Origin of the sequence: Nocardia sp. NPDC049220, from assembly GCF_040647855.1 — a bacterium.
GTDB lineage: Bacteria > Actinomycetota > Actinomycetes > Mycobacteriales > Mycobacteriaceae > Nocardia.
In genome coordinates, this window is sequence record NZ_JBEZDA010000007.1 from 210794 (window position 1) to 233293 (window position 22500).

The 22500-nt window shown below is 67.7% G+C and carries 1 protein-coding gene (running past both ends of the window); it reads right to left on the reverse strand.

Every position in this 22500-nt window falls within one protein-coding gene, locus AB0C34_RS18780, for an alpha/beta fold hydrolase, read on the reverse strand. The gene is 109890 nt long; 54386 of those nucleotides lie to the left of the window and 33004 to its right, leaving coding positions 33005-55504 in view (codon 11002, partial, through codon 18502, partial); reading right to left, the first codon wholly in view occupies positions 22496-22498. The start codon and the stop codon both lie outside this window.

Consider the following 22500-nt stretch of genomic DNA (forward strand, 5'->3'; position numbering starts at 1 on the left):
CCGGGTAGTCCAGTGCCGCAGCCAGGTCTGTCGGCATGGCCGGCACACCCGCGGTCAGCCACGGCGGCCGCCGTTCACCGCTGCCATCGCCGGGAACCGGATCCACCGCCGGACCTGCCTCGGCGATTTCGGCGATGACGTACCAGATCACTTTGCCTTCGGGCACGTGGTACCAACCCCAGCGCCCGTTGGTGTATCCGTCGGTGACCCGCCTGCCGCGCCTGCCGATAGCCCATTGCAGCTCCCACTCCACCGGGTCGACGCCGGGTGGGCATGCCGGTCGTGGCTGCAAGGGGACTTTGCTGCTGGTGTCCTTGACCCTGACCATCACCCAGCGTGAGCCCTGGGCGTCGCCGTGCAGGTCCACCGTGGCGGTCACCGGGCCCTCGGTGTACTTGAGCCCATTCCCGATGATCTCGGAGCCCACGACTACCGTTTCGTTGATCATCTGGGCCGGCAACCCCATCGCGGCCAGACGCGCGTTCAACCAGCTGGTTCCGACCTGGTTATCGGCCCTACGCTGGTCGGGATCGGCAGTCTCGATCAGGCCAAGGGTCAGCTCCGGCCGTCGAGCGCCACCGCGCTGGAAGAATTCCAGCCGGACCGTCTTGCCATCGATCAAGGGTTCGACGCCCCAGTTGCCAGTCAGCACATCCAGCTGCGGAATTCCCTTGTCGAGGTTGCGCCGCAGCTCGTATGCCACCACAGGTTCCGGGCTGGTGACGACCACGTCGACATGCAGGCGTTGCGTGTCGATATCGCCGTCCACCTGGGCGGTCAACCGCACCCGCACATCGCCGAGTCGGAATGCCTTGTTGACCAGAGCTTTGATCAGTCGCTCCGCATACCGCTGCTGACGCGGATCGCGCCAACCGTGCCAGCGCATCAGATCGCCGATCTCCTGGCGCAGCCCACCCTTGCGTCGTCCCCAGTCCGCGCGGGTCATCGCGGTCGGGTCGACGTCGTGATTCACTTCGGGCGCACCGGCATCGGCCTGAGCGCGTTCCTGGGCTCGGATATGGGAGTACACGGCCGCGATGGCGGGACGAGCCCAGATCTTGTTCTTTTCCTGATTGAGCTTGTCGAGACCGTCGCCGAGTGGATCGTCATAGCTGCCGCGCTGTTCCGGCAGCACCCGTCCGCCCCGTACGGGCAGCAGCCAGGCCTCGTGCACCATGGCGGCGACGTAGTCGACCGCCAGGAAGTTGCCCAGGCCGACCCCGTGATCGTGGGCGTGCGCGGCGGCCTGCAACGCGGTTCTGGCGCTGGCACGGACCTGCGCCTTCCAGTACGGCGGCAGGTCCCAGAAGGTCCTACGACTGTTGATATCGAAGCGCTTGTGCGCGGGAGTCTCGTCGGTCACCGGCAGACCGTCGATATGCTTTTCCAGCGGCGCGTACGTGCCGTCGGGCCTGCGATACAGCTCGCGATACCGGGCATAACCTTCGGCGGCGACCGGGTCGATATCCGTCCGGAGGACGGTTTCCAGCGCCGTGCGGCCCAGCATCCCCCTGACTTCATCGCGGAGTTGCTCGCCCGCCGGTTCGATACCCCCGCGGCCGACGGGTCTTTCGGTGAACACCATCGGTTCGACGAAGGTCGAATCCAGCGGACCGCGGTGGTAGACCGGATCGGGTCCGGTGGCCAAGTCGACGATCAGGCGCCGGGTCCCGATCACACCACTCGCCTGCGCACGGAGTACGCCATTGCCGTTGGTCAGCCGATCGGAAATCTTCTGGAACAACTCCGAGAGCACCCGGTCGTGCTCTTCGGCGGGCCAATCACCCATCATTTCCGACAGCGCCCGCATCGCCAAGCCGACGCGCCACGGATCGTCTTGCCGCAGTGGCGCTTCCATTCGCACCCGGGGGATCAGCTCGTCGTCGATGGTCACCGACAACAGATCGATCTCAGAAACGTGCGCCACCCGCAGCGTTTGCACCGGGAAATCCTGGTCATCGATGAATTCCGTTTCCAGGTTGGCATCCTCGGCACCGTCCAGCACGACCCCGACCGTCGCGGCGACCAATTTCGCGGTGGCTTCGTCGATATGCGGGAACAGTTTCAGGACCTCGCGCACCGCGACGACCTCATGCACCGGTTCGTTGTTCTCGTCGTCGCGTTTCGTACCGACCCGCACCCACATCACAAAGCGGCTGCCGTTCGGTTCCCAGCCTTCCCAGGCAGGGGTCGCCTCCGGCACGCTCCGCACCATCGGCCGAGCCACCACAGGCGGCTTATCGACCTCGGCTTGCAGGACAAACATCGCACTGTCCGGCGGCCCATCGGTCGTCGCCAGCAATGTCAGCGGACCCTTGGTCAGCCGCAATACTCTGGTCACGAACGGAATACAGGTCGCGATCGCATAGTCGATCTGACTCATCGACCAACCGTCGCGGGCCAACTTGTCGGCCACCAAGACGCTCACTTGATCGAGGTCGCCCCGACGGCGCAGGAAAGGCAACACCCCGCCGTACCACGGGCGATCGATCGGCAACAACTCTGTCCGCCGAGTCGGCGACGGCACACCGGACGGCGGCGGCAGCTGCTCTTGGTGGATCGGCTCCTCGTCGTACGGCGTCGGGTCCAGCAGTTCGGCGACTTCGTCGCGGAGTTCCTCGCCCGCCGGGTCGACGCGCCTGCGGCGGACCAGCTTTTCGGTGAACACCATCGGCTCGACGACAGTCCGACGCAGCGGACCACGATCGTCGGCCGCAGCGCCCTCGGCCGCCAACTCGACGATCAGCCGCCGGGCCCCCACCACACCACGCAGTTGCGCTCGGAGCACGCCATTGCCGTCGGCCAGCAGATCAGAAATACGCTGGGACACCATCCCGAGCGCCCGGTCGCGTTCGTCGGTGGGCCAATCGCCCATCAGCTCCGACAGCACCTGCGAAATCACGCCGACTCGCTCCGAATTATCTTGCCGGAGTGGTGCTTCCATCGAAACTCGAGGAATCAGATCATCGCCGATGGTCACCGACAACAGCTCGACGCCCGAAGCGTGCGCCACCCGCAGAGTTTGCACCGGGAAGCTCTGGTCATCGGCGAATTCCGGCTCCAGCAACGCATCGTCGACACCGTTCAGCACGATCCCGACCATCGCGGCGACCAACTCCGCGGTGGCTTCGTCGATATCCGGGAACAGCGCTTCGACGCCGCCGCGGCCGACCAGCCTTTCGGTGAACACCATCGGTTCGGCGACAGTCTCATCCTGCGAATCGCGGTCGTCGACCGGCTCGGCATCGGAGTCCAACTCGACGATCAGCCGGCGGGTCGGCAGCACACCACTCACCTGCGCATGCAGCGCGCCATTGCCGTTGGCCAGCCGATCGGAGATCTTCTGGAACAGCGCGCCCAGCACTCGGTCCCGCTCTTGGGCGGGCCAATCACCGATCAGCTCCGACAGCGCCCGGACAGCCAAGCCGACTCGCCACGAATTGCCTTGCCGGAGTGGCACAGTCATGTAAACCCGCGAAGTCGGATCGTCGAAGATCGTCACCGACAACAGGTCGAGGCCAGAAACGTGCTGCACCCGCAGCGTGTGCATCGGGAAATCCGGATCATCGCTGAATTCCGTTTTCAGCCCGGCATCGTCGGCGCCGTCCAGCACGATCCCGACCGTCGCGGCGACCACGTTCGCGGCGGATTCGTCGATGTGCTGGAACAAATCCAGGACCTCGCGCACCGCGACGGCCTCGTGCACCAGTTCGTAGTTCTCGTCACGTTCCGAACCGACCCGCACCCATACCACGAAGCCATTGCCGCGCGGGTACCAACCTTCCCAGGCAGGGGTCTGTTCCGGCGCGAACTGCACCGACGGTCGAGCCACCTCAGGCAGCTCATCCACCATGGCTTCCAGCACGAACGTCGGATGCTCCGACGACTCGCCAGTTGTCGCCCGCAACTGCAACGGACCACGGGTCCACCGGAATGCCCTGGCCGCGAACGCGGCACAAATGATCACCGCATCATCGATCCAGCGCTTCTGCCAATCCTGGCTGTGCAGCATCGCGGTTATCGGCGCGCTCGCCGGGTCCGCGGCGCCCGGGTGGATCAAGGAGGACACCCGCAGCCACTTCAGCCAGGCTCGCCGCTCGATCGTCCACGACACCGTCGGCCTGGTCGGCAACGGTTCACTGCCGATCTGCACACCGTCCAGCGGCTTGGTGACACCGGGTTCGCCACTGCCGGGCACATACTCGCCCACTGGAATGCGCCGCCGATCGGCGAAGATCGCGTGCTCGGCGACGACACCAGGTTGCTGTTGTCCCCAGATATATTCGCGCGTAATCGCCTCTACCCGTGGGCGTTCCAGTGCGCCGGCGTTCGCCGTCGACAGTTCCCAGTTGCGCATGGTGAACAACGGCAGGCCGAGGGAGTTCACGCCGCCCTCGTAGACCAGTTCGCTGACATGCGCGGTCCGGTCGTCGTAGACCCGGACCAGCGCAGCCCGGGCGCCGCGGCCCCTCTTCATCACGTCCAAGGCGATACGGTCGGCGCCCGTCCGCGGTACCACCGGGTCGTCTTCCACGGCCGGCCTGGTGAGTCCGAAATCCGTCGGCTGCCAGTTGCCGCGCAGCCCAGCGCTGAGTTCATCGGCATTGCGAGTGACACCCGCCAGGCTGCGCGGGTCCGCACCAGTCCAGTCGGCGATGATATAGGCGGTGCAGTCCTTGGACTCGGCCCCTTCCAGATCCTCTCGATGCCATGGCGGCGACAGCCGGGAGACATCCGGCGAGCGCCACGGGGCAAGGGACTCCGGCGGCACCGATTCAAAGACCGAATGCAGGCGGTGGACGACACCGGTCGGCCCGAATTCGTGGTCGAAGTCGCCCATCACCGCCGCCACGACGGCCGCGCCCTCGGCGTGCTCGACCAAGGCGACCTCTGGTCGGGGCCCGGCGTGTGGCAGATGGGCGCGCGTCGACAGCCAGCCGTTGATGTGCTCGATCACTCGCGTCGCGGCCCGTCGCGTATTTCCCTCGAGGTTCGCCACCACGATCTGGGCCGTGGCCTCGATGCGCCGGCCGGTGCCGTCCGGACGGCCGAGCAGACCCGCGGTCTGGTGGTTCGCGGCCCGCGCCAATCCCGCTGCCGCTGTCAGGCCGGTGTGCACCTCCCATCGGCGGGTGGTGTCGAGATCGTCCAATGCGAACGCCGGCTCGTCCAGCGCCAACAGATGTACCGGCGTCGGCTCCGCACCCGGAATCCGCGCCGCCTGACGCTCGGCCTGCGCCAACAGCGTCACCAGCTGACCCAGCTCGTCGGACTGCCGCTGCTGCTCGGCGGTGTATCGGTTCGCCGGCACCTCGGTCAAAGCGGAGATCCGATGCACGATCTCGTACCGGTGGATCCGGTTGAGCCACCGCGCCGGTATGCCGGTCAGATCTACCGGCTGCTGCGGGTGGCCACCTTCGGCCAATGTCCACCGATCATCGGAGATCAGTGACGCGAAAAACTCTGCGGTGCTGTCGAACTTGTGCCGACGCGCCCAGACCTTCGCCGCACGTCCCTTCGCCCCGAATGCGGGCGGGAACGGCAGGGTGTCACCCACCGGCGCCACGTCACCGGCGATCCGATCCCAGCGCTGGTCGATCTTCTCGGCCTGCTCCCGCAGTTCGATGAACTCCTCGGCGACCGTGATCATGTCGAGGAGCTGCTGCTGGCCCGCCAGAGCGGACTGCCGCTGCCGTCTGAACCATATGCCGCGCAGCGCGTCCGGCGCCTGGTAGCCCAGCGTCACTACGCTCTCGGACACCCCACACAGGCCCGCCATCCGGATGAGGTCCCGCTCGAGCTCCTGAATCCGGTGGATGACCTGGATATCGTCGGACACCGTGGCCTCGAGCCGGTCCGAGACTGCGTTCAGACGCTCGCATTCCGCATCGAGCCGCTGGAAATCCTGTGCGGCCTCCACCAAACGATCCAGCGAGTCGCGCCGCTGGCTGGGTACGGCTGTCGCGAGGCGATAGGCCCGGTCACGCAAGACTCGCGCCTGGAACAACCCCGTCGGGTCAGCGGTCAGGTGCGCGGCGTCCGCACCGAAGTTCTGCACATGCTCGCCATACCGATCGGTATAGCGCTGACTGGCGGAAAGCCGGTTGGTCACCGCGTCGCGTGTGGCGCGGTCCAGCGCCACAAGCCCGTCCAGCTGTGCCCGTTTGCGGCTGAATGCCTGCTCCGCCGCCAGCAGACGGTCGAGGCGCACCACACTGCCGACACCACTATCGGCACCACGGTTCACGTGCCGCATCGCGACCCAGTCCGGGGTCAGCGCGGCGCTGGGCAGGGGCGGGTCCAATTCCGCACCGGCCCGCTTCGCTTCCTCGGCGCGATGGCGGCGCAGATTCGCCAACCCGCGTGGGGTCAATACCCCGGTCCGGGCGGGGTATTGCCGCGATTCGGCCACCTGATTCGCCACAACATCGCGAATTCCGGCCAGGTTCGGTGCTGCCGAACCCGCACTACCGGAACCACTATCCGGCGCGGAATCCGACACCAGCCGCAGGTGTCGCCGCGCCGCAGGTCCGTCCTGTGGCGATACGCCGAGGATCGCGCCGTCCAGGACCGCACCGACGGTCCGCGGGCGGCCCTCGACATCGCGGATACCGGCGAGCGCCTCCGCACGGTCTTCGACACGCTCCCGCAACGTCCGCCCCTGAGCATCGCGGCCAGCGGCGATCACCTCTACCGCACCGGCATCCAGCCCCGCCACACCCGCGGCCAGATCCGCGCCCGCGAACTCCCGCCACACCCCGCTCTCGTCGACATGTCGCAGCACGACCACGAACCGGCCATCGGCATCCCGGAGGAATTCACCGTCCGCACCGCGGGCGCACTCCAACCCGACCGCGTGCCCACCTGCGCCTACGCCGCGACCCACCACCAGCATCCGGGACCCGCCACGCCGCTCCAGATCCACGACCGCCTCGGCCACCGATCCGAACCACAGCGCCCAATCCCCCACCCGCGCGGCCTCGACCAGCGCCAGCTCATCCACTTCCCCCCGCAGCGCACGGTGATTCACCTCCAGCCAGGCCGCGTCATCCAGCGACCCCGTCGCGGCATCGGGTGCCAGCATCATCCACGCCACCGGCGGGGCACAGAATCCGACGCCCACTGGATCATTCGGCCGGACATAGCGCACATAGGTGGCCAAGCCTTCGGCAGCGGCGCGCTGGTCCTCGCTGTTGTGGAGGCGGTCGAGCTCGGCGGCAATCTCGCGGTCGAAGCGACCCAGCAATCTCTGGTAGGAGCGTTCGATCGGATCGGGTTCGATGTCAGCGGGCGGCACGGGCGCACTCTGATTCGTCAGCGGCCGTTCCGAATCCGGCAGGCTATGTCCGAGGTCACCTTCACCGACCGGGTCGAGGGCTTTGCGACGCCGCCAGATCCGACGCAGGAACCTGCCGGCCGGTCCCGCGCTCGACTCGCCTCGGATTCCGGGTCCGGCCGGTCCCGCGCTCGGCTCGCCTTGGCTCTTGGGTTGGGTGTATGCGCGGGCGTGGCCTCCTCGACCGCGCGGGATGAGTTGGCCCTGCTCCCTGATGGTGAAGTAGGCGACCCACGCCGCGACGACGCCCTGGTCGTCTTCGCCGTATTCATCGCCGTCGATGGTGCGTACGCGGGGGTTGTCGGGGTTGTCGATGATCAGGCCGAATTCGTCGCCGCCCTTCTGGACGACCAGGAGGATGAGGTCGATGCTGTTTTCTGGGTCGCCGACGGTTTCGACGGCAACGGCGATAGGGCCCGTCCCGTCGGCTGAGATGGGTCGCAGGTGCGCGCGGAGAAGGGTTTCGATGTAGTCGGCTTCGCGTGAGTTGTCATCGCCGCGTGCTCGTATGCGGGCGAGTTCGATGGCGCCGCCTCTGACGACGGCCGGGTCGGGGATGCCGGCATCGGGGTGCCTGGTCGATGCACCGGCTACCTGCGGCTGTCCCATTTCCAGCTTACGGATGGAAATCCCGAGCGCAGCCGCCCCGGCGGTCAGCAAACCGAACATTCCGGCGGTTGCCATCCCGATCCCATAAGTACCCAGCACCGGCAGCACAGCGAAGGCGGCCACGCCGGCGGATATTCTGCCGGCAGATTGGAATATGGTGAGCGACGATTGCGCACCACCGAGGGCATTTTCCGGAATTACGCGGCTCAGATGCCCCTGGTAGGCGATGTTGTTGACATAGTTGGACGAACCGACGGCAGCCATGGATCCCAAAAGGACATATTCGTTCGTTGTGTTCGCATACGCGAGCAGAAGGCCCGCCGACGTTGCTACCGAGGCCGGGAATGTCCATGACAGTTTGGCGCTTTCAACCCACTTCCTCGGCACCAGGAACTTTGTCGCCAGCATCCCGGTGGCGATCCCTGATGCGAGAAGTCCCGCGGTAGCTTTCGAATAATCCCCGTTGCCGACTATGTCGGCCAGAAGCAAGAGCCCTACCGCTGATCCAGCGTTCGTCAAGGGGCTCAGCAACAGGTAATACTTCATGAACCGGTCATTGAACATATAGCGGGGCCCATCGAGCAGGGCTGGCTGGCCCGCCTTGTCCGGCGGCATCGAGGGAAGCCCGCGTAGCACCGCTAGATTCACCAGGTGGGAGGTACCGCTCACGGCGAGCGAGAACGGCCCGAGAGCGGGGCCCGCCGATTTGCCGACTGCGCTGGCGAGGGCGCCCTGCAGCACCGTGTATCGGTTGGCGGCTTTGATGTCTTCCGCTATTCCAGCCGCCAATTTCTTACTGTAGGCGGGACCGGTGTTATCGATAATGGCTTTGGTCATCTCAGCGACGACAGTCGCGCTGATGAGGACCATTGTGGCTCCGGGCAGCTCGAACAGGAAAAAGGCGCCTGCGGTGTACATAGCCGCGGCCTGGGCTCCCGACGCCAGTTTCAGCGTCGTAAGGTTATTGCCCCTGTCTGTAATCGGTCCGGCCGCCAATCCGGCTACCAGCGCGCCCACCTGAGCTACAGATGTCGCCAGGGCGATTTCTTCCAACGGAACACCCATTTGGACCAACATCAGCGGCGCGAAGGACGCCACGGAGCCGTCAGCGACAGCGGCCACGATACTGGCTTTGCCCCTCCGGTCGATATCCCGGTTCGTGGGCTTTTTGCGCCTTGGGCGCAACCATTTCCAGAAGGATTTCGAGGGTTCATCGGGTTGCGCGGGCCCGTCCGTGCCGCGCAGCGTGCCTTGCAGCGCCTTGGAGTCGCGGATCTCCCTCGCCCGGTCGTCCTCGAGCACCGGCGCCAACTTGTTCCCATTGCCGTCGACACCCGCGGCGATCACCTCGGTCGCGTCCCGGCCCAGGCGCGCGACCTCCTCGTCCAGGGCAACGCCCTCGAACTCCCGCCACCAGCCGTCTTCGTCGACATGCCGCAGAACCACCGCGTATCGACCATCGCGAACCACACGTTCCAGCCCGACGACATGCCCACCCTTGGCGCCGAAACCGACAACCAGCGCCCGCACACCGCCGTTGTGCAGCACCTCCTCGACCGCCTCGGCAAGCGGCCCACCCGCCTGCGCCGAGTCCGCGCCTCGCTTCGTGAACCTCAGCGCCCAATCCCCCACCATCGCCGCGGAGAGGAACACATCCTCGGTCACATTTTCCGCGGCGGCGGCATCCTCGAGCACCACCTGCGGCAACACCGACAGCAACGACCCGGTATCCGCCCCGACATAACGCCGAGTCATCGCGGCCACCGGCGGAGCACATTTTCCGACCCCGACATAGATATCCGGTGCGATCACGGCATCGTCGTTCGCCGGCGCCTGCTCGGTGGTATCGGGTTCGGTGGCCATTCCGGCGAATAGGTCGGGCAGCGCTGCCAACCGCTCGTCCAGGTCATCGGCGAGCCGATCGACCTCCTCGCGCAGCATGACCCGGGTCCGCGCCACCGTGGTCATGGCGCCGAGCTCGAGCGCCCGCTGCATCGACAGTGTTTCCTCAGCGGTGCTCCGCTCCAGTTCATCGACCAACGTCTGGCCGTCACCGAGCCCGTCCAGCGGCATCCCGACCACGTCGGCGAGCTCCGCCAGCTGGGTCCCGGTCGCATCGAGACGCGCCACAGTGGCGTGCAATTCCTCGAGCACCGCGGCAATTTCGCCGCGCTGGACATCCAGCAGTCCCATGCGCGCGGCCCATCGGCCCACCTCGCGCGAGTCGGCGGGCGCGGTCCGGATCTGCGAATAAGTCTCGCGCAGCCCATTTTCCAGCATGTCGACGGCGACAATGTGTGCGTTGGCGCGGATCAGCGGGATCAGTTCGGCATGAGCGATATCGAGGTCACGCAGCAGCGATGCGGTCTCCAGGAGTTGCTGGTTCGGTGCGTGCTCCTGCTCCAGCCGCTCGACCCAGAGCGTCACCTGCTCCGACGACAGCGGTTGCTCCGGCATCGAGATCGACCGGTGTCGGTGCAACAGGTCGGAGAAGTCCGTGGCCAGCCGGACGCGTCGGACCACCAGTTCTTGGATGGTGGCGTCGGTCACCGCTTCCGCGGCGACACCGACCCGCGCCATGACATCGCGACGGATTTCGCGCCGCCGCAACGCGTCGTTGCGCAGCCGAATCAGCCACTCGCCCAGCACGATATCAGCGCCGGTCGGGTAATCCTCCGGCAGTGTCGCGGTCGCGGCCCGCACCGCGGCGGCGAACGCCTTTCGGCGCGCGGCGAGGGTGGTCTCGCGGGCATAGATCCGGTCGATCGCGACTCTGAGTTGCCGGGTCTCCTCGAAGGCCACTCCCAGCGTGGCCAGGGTCAGCTCCACCCCACTGGCGCGTTCCGGCCGTACCTCGACGGACCCAGTCCGCCGGGCAAGTTCCATCGGGTCGAGAGCTGCCGGATCGGTGCCGAGCGCCGCGGTGAGTTTCTCATGGGCTTCGGCGAATACCTCCCGGATATGGGCTTCGACATCCGGTTCGGGCAGCTCGTCATCGGGATGCCAACCGTAGGCGCTCATGACGCTCTCGATGCTCATACCGCGCACCTGGGCGGGCAGTTCGCTCTCGTGCTCGACATCGAGAACCGCGGCGGCCATGCGGTTCAGCCGCGCCACCTCGGCGAGCACCTGGTCCAGTTCCGCCTGGTTCGCGAGACCGTGCCGCACCCGCGCCCGGGTGTAGTGCGCCAGCGCGTCGACCCGATCCACCAAGGCCGTGGCATCGGCATGGGCGTCGTACGCGGCGAATCGCTGGGCGCGATCATGCGATTCCTCGAACGTATCGGCCGCGTCGGCTATCTCGTCGGACAGGTTCACCCGGCGGCGCAGTCGCGCCAATACCAGCCGGGCCCGCAGGTCACTGGCGAGTTCGGCCGCGGTCGCATCGGTGAGGAAGCTCGCCAACGTCGCCCGCGCCGCGCCCAGCTCGCGGGTAATGGTGCGCCGAGTGGCCGACCCCCGACGCACCGACACTTCATGGTGGTGCTCGGCAACCAGCTTGTCATGCAACCGCTCCCACGCCAGGTGGGCGTAGCGGCGCATGTCCACCAGCGCCGTGACGGACGGTCGGGGACCGGGAACCAGCGCGGCTTCCGGCGAACGGCCGATAGCGAAGTCGTCCTTCGGATCCCAGGCCGGGTCGAGGCCGTCCGGACCGGCCAGCCACACCGGTTTACCGTGCCGGTCCAGCACGATCACCGCCGCCCGACTCAGGCGGTCCTGCGGGCTCGGAACGAAATTCGGGTTCAGGATGTTGCCTGCCGGGTCCCGGAGCTCGGCGCTGACCCTGCCGTTCTCGACCCGACGCACCAGCCAGCGGCCGTGGCCCATATCGCCGTCGCCACGACGACCTATCACCGTCGGGTCGAACACCAGGATGCCGATCCCGGTGCCGTTGCGCGGGTTTCGTCGGTCGCGATCCTTGCCGACCGCCATCAGCAGGTCGTAGGCGCCGCCGATCCCGGCCACCCACCGCGGCTCGACCGGCAGCTCGCCCGGGACATCCAGATGAGCCACGATCGCACTGACCATGGTGCCCTCATCCGGATTGGCCGGCGCCAAGCCGAGGCCCTCGCGGCCGGTGACCGCAACGACATCATCGACCAGGTCCACCCCGCACTGATTGCGCAGTGCGATACCCGGCCGCTGATGGCCGGTGACCGCGTCACCGCCGGCCGGAGTCCCGCCGAGCAGCCCACGGACCTTGGCCAACGCCCGCTTGACCACACCGACCGGCTGCTCGACGACGGGCGGCGGGTGCAGTGGGCGGGGCGGCAGCGTCGCGGGCGCCCGCTCGGCCAACAGAGCGTCGATCCGGCCTTCGACACCGGCGAGCAGCACATCGCATTCGTTGAACTCGACGGCCGCCGCATAGGCCGCGTCGATCCGGTACAGCGCCTCGACCGCCGCGCGGGCCTCGGTGTTCGCCACCTGCGAGTACCGCTGGAACTCCATGACCAGCTGCTGCACCGCTTCGGGAGCCAGCTCCTGCGGCGCCTGTCCGCCGAACCGCTCGGCCAGCCAATCCGGATCGAGCGCGGCGAGCAGCTGGTCGTGACGCTGTGCGCGCAGGTACCGGAGCACGCCGGGGCGCTGGGTCGGGCTACCCCATTCCCGCCACGGCAGTTCCTCGTGGCGAGCCACCGCGCGGATCCGCTCCCGCGCCTCGGCCCGACGGTTGCGCAGCATGCGCTGTTCGTCCAACAGCGTGTCGAGTCGACTGGCCAACTGCCCCAGCCGATCCTGCGGCTTCGGCGCCATCGCCTGCTGCCATCGGTAACCGGCGGCCTCCAGGTCACGCAGTCCGGTGAGCCGGTCGAGTAGCACACCGGCCCGTTCCGCCCCCTGGCCCGCGCCCAGCGCCGCGACGCGACGACGCAATACCTTGTTCGTCCACTTCATCTCCGCCAAGCCGAGCAGCCGCGCCAGCTGGTTACCGACCTCGCCTGCCCGGTCGCGGACGGGGGTCGTCTCCCGCGGCGCGGCGGCCAGCACATCGGCGTCCTCGCCGAACACCGCCAGGTGAGCCTCGCGCAGCTGGTTGAACCCTGCCTCTGCCGCAGCCTGTTCCCGCTCCAGTTCCGCCAGATCCTCGAGCAGCGACCGGACGTCGCTGGCCCGGGCCCGCGCCCGCACGAGATCATGCGCCAGCCGAAGAATCTGGTGGCAGCGCAGCAGTCTGCCGTCTGTCGCGGTCTGTGGGTCGCCCGCCAGTAACTCCAGTTCCCGCATCGCCGCCGGGTCACCGGCCAGCACGGCTTCCGGCGCGACTCCGAGTTCCACACAGTCGGCGGCCAGTGATTCGATCGCGTCTCGGGCATTGGCGCGGCGGGCGTCGGCATCTGCCCACCGCGCGCGCAGTTCGGTGGTGCGCGTCGTCAACGGCACCCGCACGCTACGTTCGGTCTCGGCGGAACGGACGTCCGACTCATAGGTCGGCCGGAACGCGACGATCTGGTTGCGCAGGTTCACCGTCGGCGGTCGGGTGTCGAGATCGCGTTGCGCGACCGCCGTGATCTCGGCGGCATCCAGATGCGTCCGGATATGGAACGTGCTGTCCGCCGTGTACGGACCCCGATCCCGGTAGTAATCCCAGGATTCCACGACCCCGTCGAGGTCGCGGACGAGCTGGTGACCCGCCGCCGTCGGCGTGGTCTCGGGCGCCAGCCACACCAGCGCGCCGCGAGTGTCATCCCGGTCCTTCAGCAGCCTTCGCGCGTACCGCAGCGCCCACGACGATTCGGACTCGGATCCCATGACGGTGGCGGTGATCTCGTTCACATTCGGCCTGCCGAGGAACAACATCAGCGCACCATCTGGATCGCTGGGCCCCGCGGTGGCCAGCACATACACCCGGCGCGCGGTCTTCGCCGCCCACACGTCCAGGTCGTGCAGGTCGAGATCCCGGGTTTTCAGGGTCCGCAGCCGTTCCCGTTCGTCGACGCGCAGCTGCCCTCGTTCCTGGGCTGCCAGCAGATCAGCCAGCTCCGCCGCGAACAGTTCCCGGTTCGCCCGGTCGCGCGCATCCCAGGACACGCCCGGTGTCGTGGCCACCCATCCCGGGAGTTCGGCGATCAGCAGGTTCTTTGCCTGCGTGGTCAGCAGCCGCCACCGTCGGTCGACCACCGCGGCGGACCGGCCCGGCTCGATACCGGCGAACAGACCCGCCCAGATCAAGATTGCCTGTTGCCGCGCACTGCGAACCGTCTGCGCCAGCATGGCGTGCCGAGTGTGGTCGAGCACGACCAGCTCCCAGGCGAGCCTGTCGACCGTCTCGACAACGGTCTGGAGGTTGAACAGGCGTGCCAACCGCGCGGCCTCAGTCGCGCAATGCGGCAGTTCCTGATCGCCTCTCAGCGCATCCTCGATCTCTTTGAGCTGGGCATGATTCCAGATCCCGGTAGGTACATGGTTGTCGAAGATCACGGCCAACAGCTCGGAACCGATTTCGTCGGTCAGCCACTTCTGACGGCCACGACGGATTTCGAGGAGGACCGGCGCGCGGTCCCCTAGCAATGCCGACTCGCCCAGATCGATCTCTAGCTTCGCAGCCATCGAGAGGATCTGCGGGTCCCATATCGCGATCTGCTTGCGGATCTCCTCCTGCTCCAGCGCATTGGCCTCCAGCCGCTGGGCGGTGCGGTGCAGCTCCCCGAACCTGAACGAGTCCGTGTGCCGCAGCGCACTTTCCAGGGACTCGAGGGCCTCGACCCAGGCCCGGGCAGCGACGGAGGCGCCCGCGTGGTCGATGGTGTCGTCGAGCTTCCGCAGCCGCGCACCCATCGGATCACCCGCCGCCGAGGTCAGATCCCGGACCCGCGCCGGGGTCAGCAACGCCGGATTCATCTGGTGCGACTCAGCGAATTCCGCACCAAGGCGGCCACGCAGACCGTGCAACCGGGCCAGATCCTCGGGCGCCACGGTCGCCGAGCCGAGTCCGAACTGCGCGCCCTGCGCGATGATCGCTTCATCGACGACATTCCGCTCCATCGCCGCGATGTCGCGGGCGAAGGCCACCGCCGGTCCCAGTTCACCGCGCGGGATGTCGGGCAGCTCCGCGTCCCGCTTGCCGGCTGGGGTGATCCCGCTCGGATCGGCCGGGGTCGTACCGACCCAGAATTTCTCGCTCAGGGTGAGCTTTTCCGAGCCGGGCAGTCGGAACGACCTGCCCTCCCGGTCGGCGGCCATCACCCAGACACCCGTGAGGTCGATGCGATGTGTCCGGCGAGCCCGGTACTGCGCCCATGGTGTTTCGACACCATGCTCCTGGACGGTGACCGCTCCGTCGTTGTACTCGAGCCGCAGGGTGTGGCCGCCGACCCCGTACTTGTCGGTCACCGCATAACCGATGACCACCAAAACCGAGGCGCCATTGCGTTTGTCGGCGTCCAGTGTGCCGACCTGGCGGCGGAAGGCGTTCACCACCGGCTGCAGCGGGTGCAGCGCCCCGACCGGGAACTGTTGCACGTCCGCCCAGGTCATATCGGCGGCGGCGATATAGGTGTCGAGCCATACCCCTTGTGGGCCAAGGTATTCCGGCACAACGATATCGGGGTTGCCGGTCCGCTCCCGGTGCACCGTCAGGGTCAGCTGCACACAATCGTTGCGGCCCTCGCCCGAGTCCGGGAGGTGGTGCGCACGGTCGCCGTCCTGGAGTTGCTCCGGGGCGGGTGCGGTCAGTGCCTGCGCCAAGGCGGCGTCGATCCGCTCGTCCAGGTCGCGAATCGAGTGACGCAGCACATCGCAGGTGTTGTCCACCGCGATCATCGCGTCCAGCAGCCGAAGCCGGGCGACCGCCGCACGCAGTGTGTCGGCCGCCGGCGTCTGCTGGGCCTGCGCCGCCAGCTGCGGCAGTTGCGCGGGTCCCACGTTGTCGACCCCGATCAGCCACGCGAACTTGCCGACCAGTCGCAACTGCCGATCCCACTGGTGCGCCAACGCGGCTCCGGTGGCCCCGACCCCGCTGTCGCGCAGCGTCTCGTTCGCCGCGTCCAACTCCTGATGCAGGGCGTGGCGACGGCGAGCCAGCTGTTCGATATCCCGGACCTGCGCCACCAACTCCGGTGCGGGATCCGCATCGCGCAGATGCGCCTGGCGCAGATCATCGGCCAGCATGCCGATCTGCTCGGCGCGCGCATCGGCGGCGTCGAACTGCACCCACAGTCCGATCACCGCGTCCAGTTCACGCAGCGACTGCACCACCCCGACGACCGCCGAATCAATCCGCTGCGCCTGCAGTTTCGCAATCAGCCCGGTCAGTCGCGCCGGCTCCAGATCCGCCGGCCCGGCGCCGAGTTCGGCGCCGAGCACCGCGACGAAGTTCGCCGCGATCCGAGCGCGATCGCGGCGCAACTCCCGCAACCGCCCCGGTCCAACCGTCGGGTCGACCCGGAACGGCACTCCGGCTCCTTCCCCGACGCCGCCAGTGGTGGCGGGGAGTTTCGCGTCGTTCAGTGCGGCGCGCAGGTATTCGCGTTCCAGTTCCGCTTCGTCGCGGATCCGGAGCAATTCCGTGTCCAGTGTCGGTGCGGTCGCCTCGGCCAGGGCAACGTCCAGTTCGGCTTCCAGTCGAGGCAGGATGACGTCCCGGGCGTGAATCTTGTCGTAGAACCGGTCCAGCTCACGCAGCTCCAGGTATTCGGTGAGCGCCGTGGCCCGGTCGATGGTCGACTGCTGCCCGCCTACCTCCACCTGCTCGCGCCAGTCCTGCCAGGACAGCCGGTCCTGCGCGCGCTGCTCTTCGGTGCGGCCCGCGGCGCGATCCGCGGCGGTGAGCGGCTTGGCGAGTTCACCCTCGAGCCAATCCAGTTCCTTCAGCTCACCGTCCACTCGCAACCGATGCATGACCCGCGCCGGCGCGGTCTCTTCCAACCGCTCGTCGGTGATCAGATCCGGATCCGCCCGCAGCCCCAGCAGTTCGGTCACCCGGGCCTTGGCGCGCCGGAACCCGGCCCGGATCTGCGCCTCATCGAACTGCGCGCCCAACAGCACATCGCTGAAGTGGTCTTGCATCGTGGCCTCGGCGTACAAGACACTGTCCGGCGGCAACGGCGCCGCGTCCCGGCGGTACTTCGCCACGTCGACGGCCTTGCCGCGAACCCGCCCCAAGGCCAGGTCCTGCAGCTCGATGTCGTGGATGCGCTGAGCCAGTTCCGTCAGGCGCTGCACCGCGCGACGCAGCTCGGTGGTGTCCTGGCCAGTCGAATTCGCCTGGTACAGCAACGTTTCCAGCTGCGTGATCCGGTCCGCCCGGCGGCGCAGCCAGTCGGCGCGCTGCACTCGGGACACCAACTCGTACGGGAAGTCCTGGCCGTCACTGTCGCGTTCCGCGGCGAACAGCTGTGCTCGCTCGACGGAATTGGCGGGCACCAGCGGTCCTAGCACCCGGTCCTTCTTCAGCGCGTCCCACAGCCGCCGGTCCCCTTCGCGCATGCTCAGCAGCGCGGAACCGATATCCGTCGAATCCGACGGCGGCGCGGTAGGCGGCACGGTCGCGGGTATTGCAGGCGCCGAGACCGCCTCCGCGCCGGTCAGCGAGACCGGGTAGTCCGCGCCGACAACACCGTCCGAACGCTGTCCCGCGACGAGCGGGCGGGCCGCCCGACCCGGGTCCCCGTTCTGCTTGCCCCACAGCAGCACGATCGCGTAGCTCTTCTCGATCAGCGGGCGCACGCGGGCCAGCCACTCGTCGAAGAGCTCCAGCTTGCCGCGGTTGAGCACCTTTACGTGACCGTCGAGTTTCTTGACAGACACCGAATGCGATCCGGTCTGGTTCGGCCGATCCCGGCCGAGCCAGGTGACGGTCAGCACTACCGAGGCGACCTCGTTGTCATCATCGTCGACCAGGTCGCGGGCCTGTTCTGGAGTGAGACTGTTCTTATGCCAGTCGGCGCGACCCGATTCCGCGCCTGCCGCGCCTGCCACCCCGCCCGCGCCTTCGACCAGATCGTCCAGCGCGCCCTCGGGTTTGCCGCCCGCGGTGGCCCAGCCGTCTTCCATCGACTCCCGGAAGCAGGTCGGCGGGGCGGTCGCCGGGATGGTCACCGCTGGGCAGATACCCTCCCCGGCGGGCGCCACGCGCGCGTTGGCCGCCTTGGGGTACGAGGCGGCGGCCAATATCGCGTCTCGCACGGCCGAGTCCCGGCGATCGAGCGCATCGAATTCGGCGACCGCATCGATCAGGTCGTCGTACCGCATCAACTGTGCGGCCGCCTTCAACTGCCCGAGCTGGTTTTTGGTGTCGAACCCGATCAGACGGAGGCGCTGGTCCTGCTCATCGAGCAGTGCCTGCCGAACCTGTTGCGCCTGAGCGGGATTCAGCGCGTCAGGTGGGTTGCCGTCGAAACATTCGACCAGCCACTGCTGCCCGAGCCGATCCATCAGCAGCCGCTGCGTGATTTCGCGCCCATGCCGCAAATCGGCGAGCCGCTTCGGACCATTCTCCTGCGTGATCGAGCGCAGTCCGCTCTCCTCGCGCAGCCGGTCTATCCGGTCGCTCAGCTCGGCCTTCTTGGCGCGGACCCGGCGCAGCTCGACCGCCAGAATATCGTGGTTGCGAGCGCGAGCCGCCAGCTCGGCATCGGCATCGGACTCGGTGGGCACACCTCGCACACCCATCTTCGCCAATGCGCCGCGGGCGGCGATCAGGACAGCGAGACCGTTACCGTAGCCGACAAGTTCGGTGACCGGCCGGACTCCGGGCCGGACCCGCCTGCGCAGCTCATGCAACGACGTGACCACCTGAGTCACCATGTCGGCGTCGGCCTGCACGGTCTGCGGCGGCTCGCCGTCGACCTCGTTGTGCCGGAGCATGACGAACATCGCCTCGGTCGGGCCCAACTGCCGCTTGACAGAGGTCCAGACCGCCAGCTTTATAGCGCCGTGCCGATCGACCTCGGTCTCGGTTGCCGCCGTCACCACCCCGAGTACCCGGGTAGCGCTCGCGACATCACCCACCACCAGCCCGACTCGGCCATTCGGGAAGGTCACCAACCGCACCGGCCGGTGGATGCTCCACTCCCGGAGTGCGCCCTCGGCGTCGCGCAACGCGCCGCCCATCGACTCCAACTTCGCAAGCCGCCGGGCTCCGACGGTATCGAGAGTCCCATCTTTGGCACGGTCGCTCAATTCCGCATGCCGTTCCCGCCAGACCTCCTCCCGCCACAATGCCGACGAGAGGTCCTCCGGCACCTCCGAGACATCCAGCACCGCGGCCATATCGGCCAATGCGGCGTTCAACTCGGCGGTGACAACGGGGTAGAGCGCGTCGAATGTGGCCAATTCCTGCGCGATCGGCATCATTTCGTCGAGCCGCACCAGATGAATGGCCACCTCGCGACGCAGGGTGGCGTCCGGTGTGGTGTCCTCGACGAGCAGCAGTTCGATCTGTCGGGCCTGCCACGAGGTCAACTCGGTCGGCAGGTCGCCACCGATGTGCGTCTCCCACCACCGCTGTCCGAGCAGCCGCAACAGCCACTGCGCTTGCTGTAGCCGCCTGCGGCGCACAATTCCCGGTCGCCACGACGGCGAGCCCAACTCGTCCGGCCGCAGGTGGCTGCGCGCGATCAACCCGGTCAGCTGCTTCTCGGCCTCGACACGCCTGGTCCGAAGATCCTGCCGCTGCAGGGCCGGAAGCGCTACCCGGTCCGCCAAGTCGTTGAGCACCACCGGCGTATCACCACGCCCGACCAACCGGAACTGCGGCACCCGGAGACCGCTGCGCCGGAAGAGGACGGCCAGCCCGAAAATCTCCTCAGCGAGTTGTGTTCCGGTGCCCTGCACGACCAGAACCGGTGTGACCTGTCCCGGCGACGCCGACTCATGTCGGCCCAGTGCCTGCTGCCGCTTCTGGTGCTCGAAACCTCGGAATATCCCGGCGCGCAGGGTCGCGGCATTCGGTTCCCTGTCCAGCACCAGCACATCCACCTCGGTGGGGGCGGAGTCAGCGGAGACCGGGTCGAGCAGTCCGAGCGCGATACAGGTCGGTCGCGCCCGGTCGCCCTCGAAGTTCAGCGCGAACGGCTGCACCGGCAGTCGATCACCCCAGTGCAGCGCGAGACCGAGCACATCCGCGAACGTCTCCAGCCGTGCCAGCCGCCGCTCCCGCACAGCGGTCAGCGGCTTATTGGTGTTGCGCAGTCGATCGATTTCCCGACGCAACCATTCCCGGTTCGCCAATTGCCGGATGTGCGGCGGGACACCTGCCAGCTGGGCGACCTCCCTCGGCTTCAACCACACCAGCGCGCGACCCAGGCCGTCATGCGCATCCCACCATTGCGCGACCTCGGGTGCGGTGCTGCCGGTCAACCGCCGCCACTCCGCCAGGGCAGTCCGGGCTTCCACGTCATTGGGTAGCTGGAGCCACAGATCCACGGCGTTCGGCAGCGGATCGGCAGGCGTGACGGCCACAACATGTGCCTGCACCTGGTACCCCAGCCGCGCGCCCACAGCCGCCTGCAGCTCGAGCCGCTCATCGGTGTACGGGGTCCGGTCGGAGTAGTAGTAGATCTCGGTGACCGGTTCATCGTCGAACGGCGTCGAGAGCCGATCCGCATTCCAGATCTGGACGGTGTCCACCAGCTCGTCGGCGTCCGCCCGCACGGCCGCGTCGTACGTTTCCGCCCTGGCCTGTCCGCTCTCGATGTCGTCGATCCGGAACATCGCGAACATCGCACCGCGAGTGCCCGACCGCCATTGTTCGGCAAAGGTTTTGACAACCTTGTCCACCGTCTTGCCCAGTTCGTCGATGGTCATCACGATGACCGGCACATAGCCGGTCAGCACGGCTTCGTCTTCCGGCACACCGGCCACCATCGTGATCCGACCGCGCGCACCCTTGTCGCCCTGGTGGAAGGACATCAGCCCCGCCACCTGGTCGATGCCGTGCTCGGCGAGGGCAGCGTGGAACCGGTCGTTCACCAACTGGACGATGTCGAGTTCTCGTCGACGCTCCATATCGGCGTCCGAGACAGCGCCGTCCACATCGCGCAGCTCGTCCCGCTCGGCCTTCAGCACCGCGGCGTTCTCGCGGCACTGTCGCACTGTCGGTGGCGCACGTTCCGGCGGCAGCGCGCCGATGAAGTCCGGCGGGGCCTGGCCTGCCGCGACCTGCACCGACCAGACCGCGTCCGGGTCGAACCGGACATTCGGCACCGCTTTGTCACGTTCGATCCTGAAGCCGATTCCCCAAACGTTGTCGACCAGCATGCCGACCCGGGATTCCAGCCATGCCGCCACTTGTTCCGATCCGTGCCAGTACCGCAACTTCCCGTATTCGCGCTCCCACGCCACCACTTCGCCGTTCTCGTTACGGAGTCCGGCGGCATGATGCCCACGACGCCCCTCGAAGCCCATCGCCAATTCGAACGCCCCACCGGCTTCCGCCTGTGCCACCGCCTTTTTCAGCGCTGCCCGGCCGCGACCCAGGTACTCCCAGCCTGCCTGCAATGCACGCGACCGCTCCCAGCCCCAAACGCCCCGCATGTCGATGCGGACGCTGTCCTCCAGCGGTGTCGTGGACAGCTCGAACCCACGCTCGGCCAGCCACGGCCGCAATTCCTGGTCGACTACCACCGCGCAGTTCAGCGGGCCGTGGGCCAACAGATCCGGCAACGGCCCTATGGGGCGCCGGTATTCGATTACAGATTCGACGCCGTCGGCCGGGGGCAGCGCCGCCAGCAGCCGGTTCACTTCCGACTCCAGGAAACGCAGCTTCACAGTGTGGCTGCGGTCGGTACCCGCCTCGCCGAACAAATGCGCGCTATCGGCGTGGCGGACACTCGGATCCACCCCGAGGCTGCGGAGCAGCGCGGTGACGGCATCTTCCCCGGTCGACGGGGCCTGCGCCGCCGCGGCGACCATCGGTGCGGGCGCGCCTCGCAGCCGCTGCCGGGGCATCGGGCCGGTGGGGATCTCACCCTCGCCGAGCGGAAGACGTCGATGGCCGTTTTGGGATTCGATACCGAAGAACGCTTCTGCGTCGGCCAGCTGCCGCTGCGCCCACGCCCGGACCTCCGCCATGCCCGAGTAGAAGTTTTCCGCACCGTCGTCTCCCCGCTCCAACACCATGATCGTGTCGAAGTCCCGGTCCCAGGTGAGGGTGGCGGTGTGCGCTCCCCGGTTGCGGGTGTAGTCGACACCGACCGTCACGGTCAGCTGAATATCCTGCTGGCCGAGCTCCTCGACCTCGGTGATCACTCTCAGGATGTCGTTGCCATAGTGGATCCAGTGGCCGCGCCGGGCGATGGCGACATCGACCGGATCATCGCCGTCGAGCGAGAACTCCCGCGGCTCGGTGGACGGCTGCGCCGGCGCCTCGTTCCGGGCGCGGCGGTCCGCGGCCTCGGAGGTCTGCACCGCGTACGACGAGCAGGCGCCCGTCAGCCGGATCGATGCCGCGGTGGTCGGCCGCTGCGGTGTCGTCACCGCCGCGTCGTCGACCAGCCCGAGCACCTGGGCCGGTGACTGGGCCAAGCCGTCGTCCAACACCCGGTCCATCGAGCGGACCTCGATGGCGCTGGTGTAGAACGTCTGCTCGGCCGCCAGCATCCGGTGCG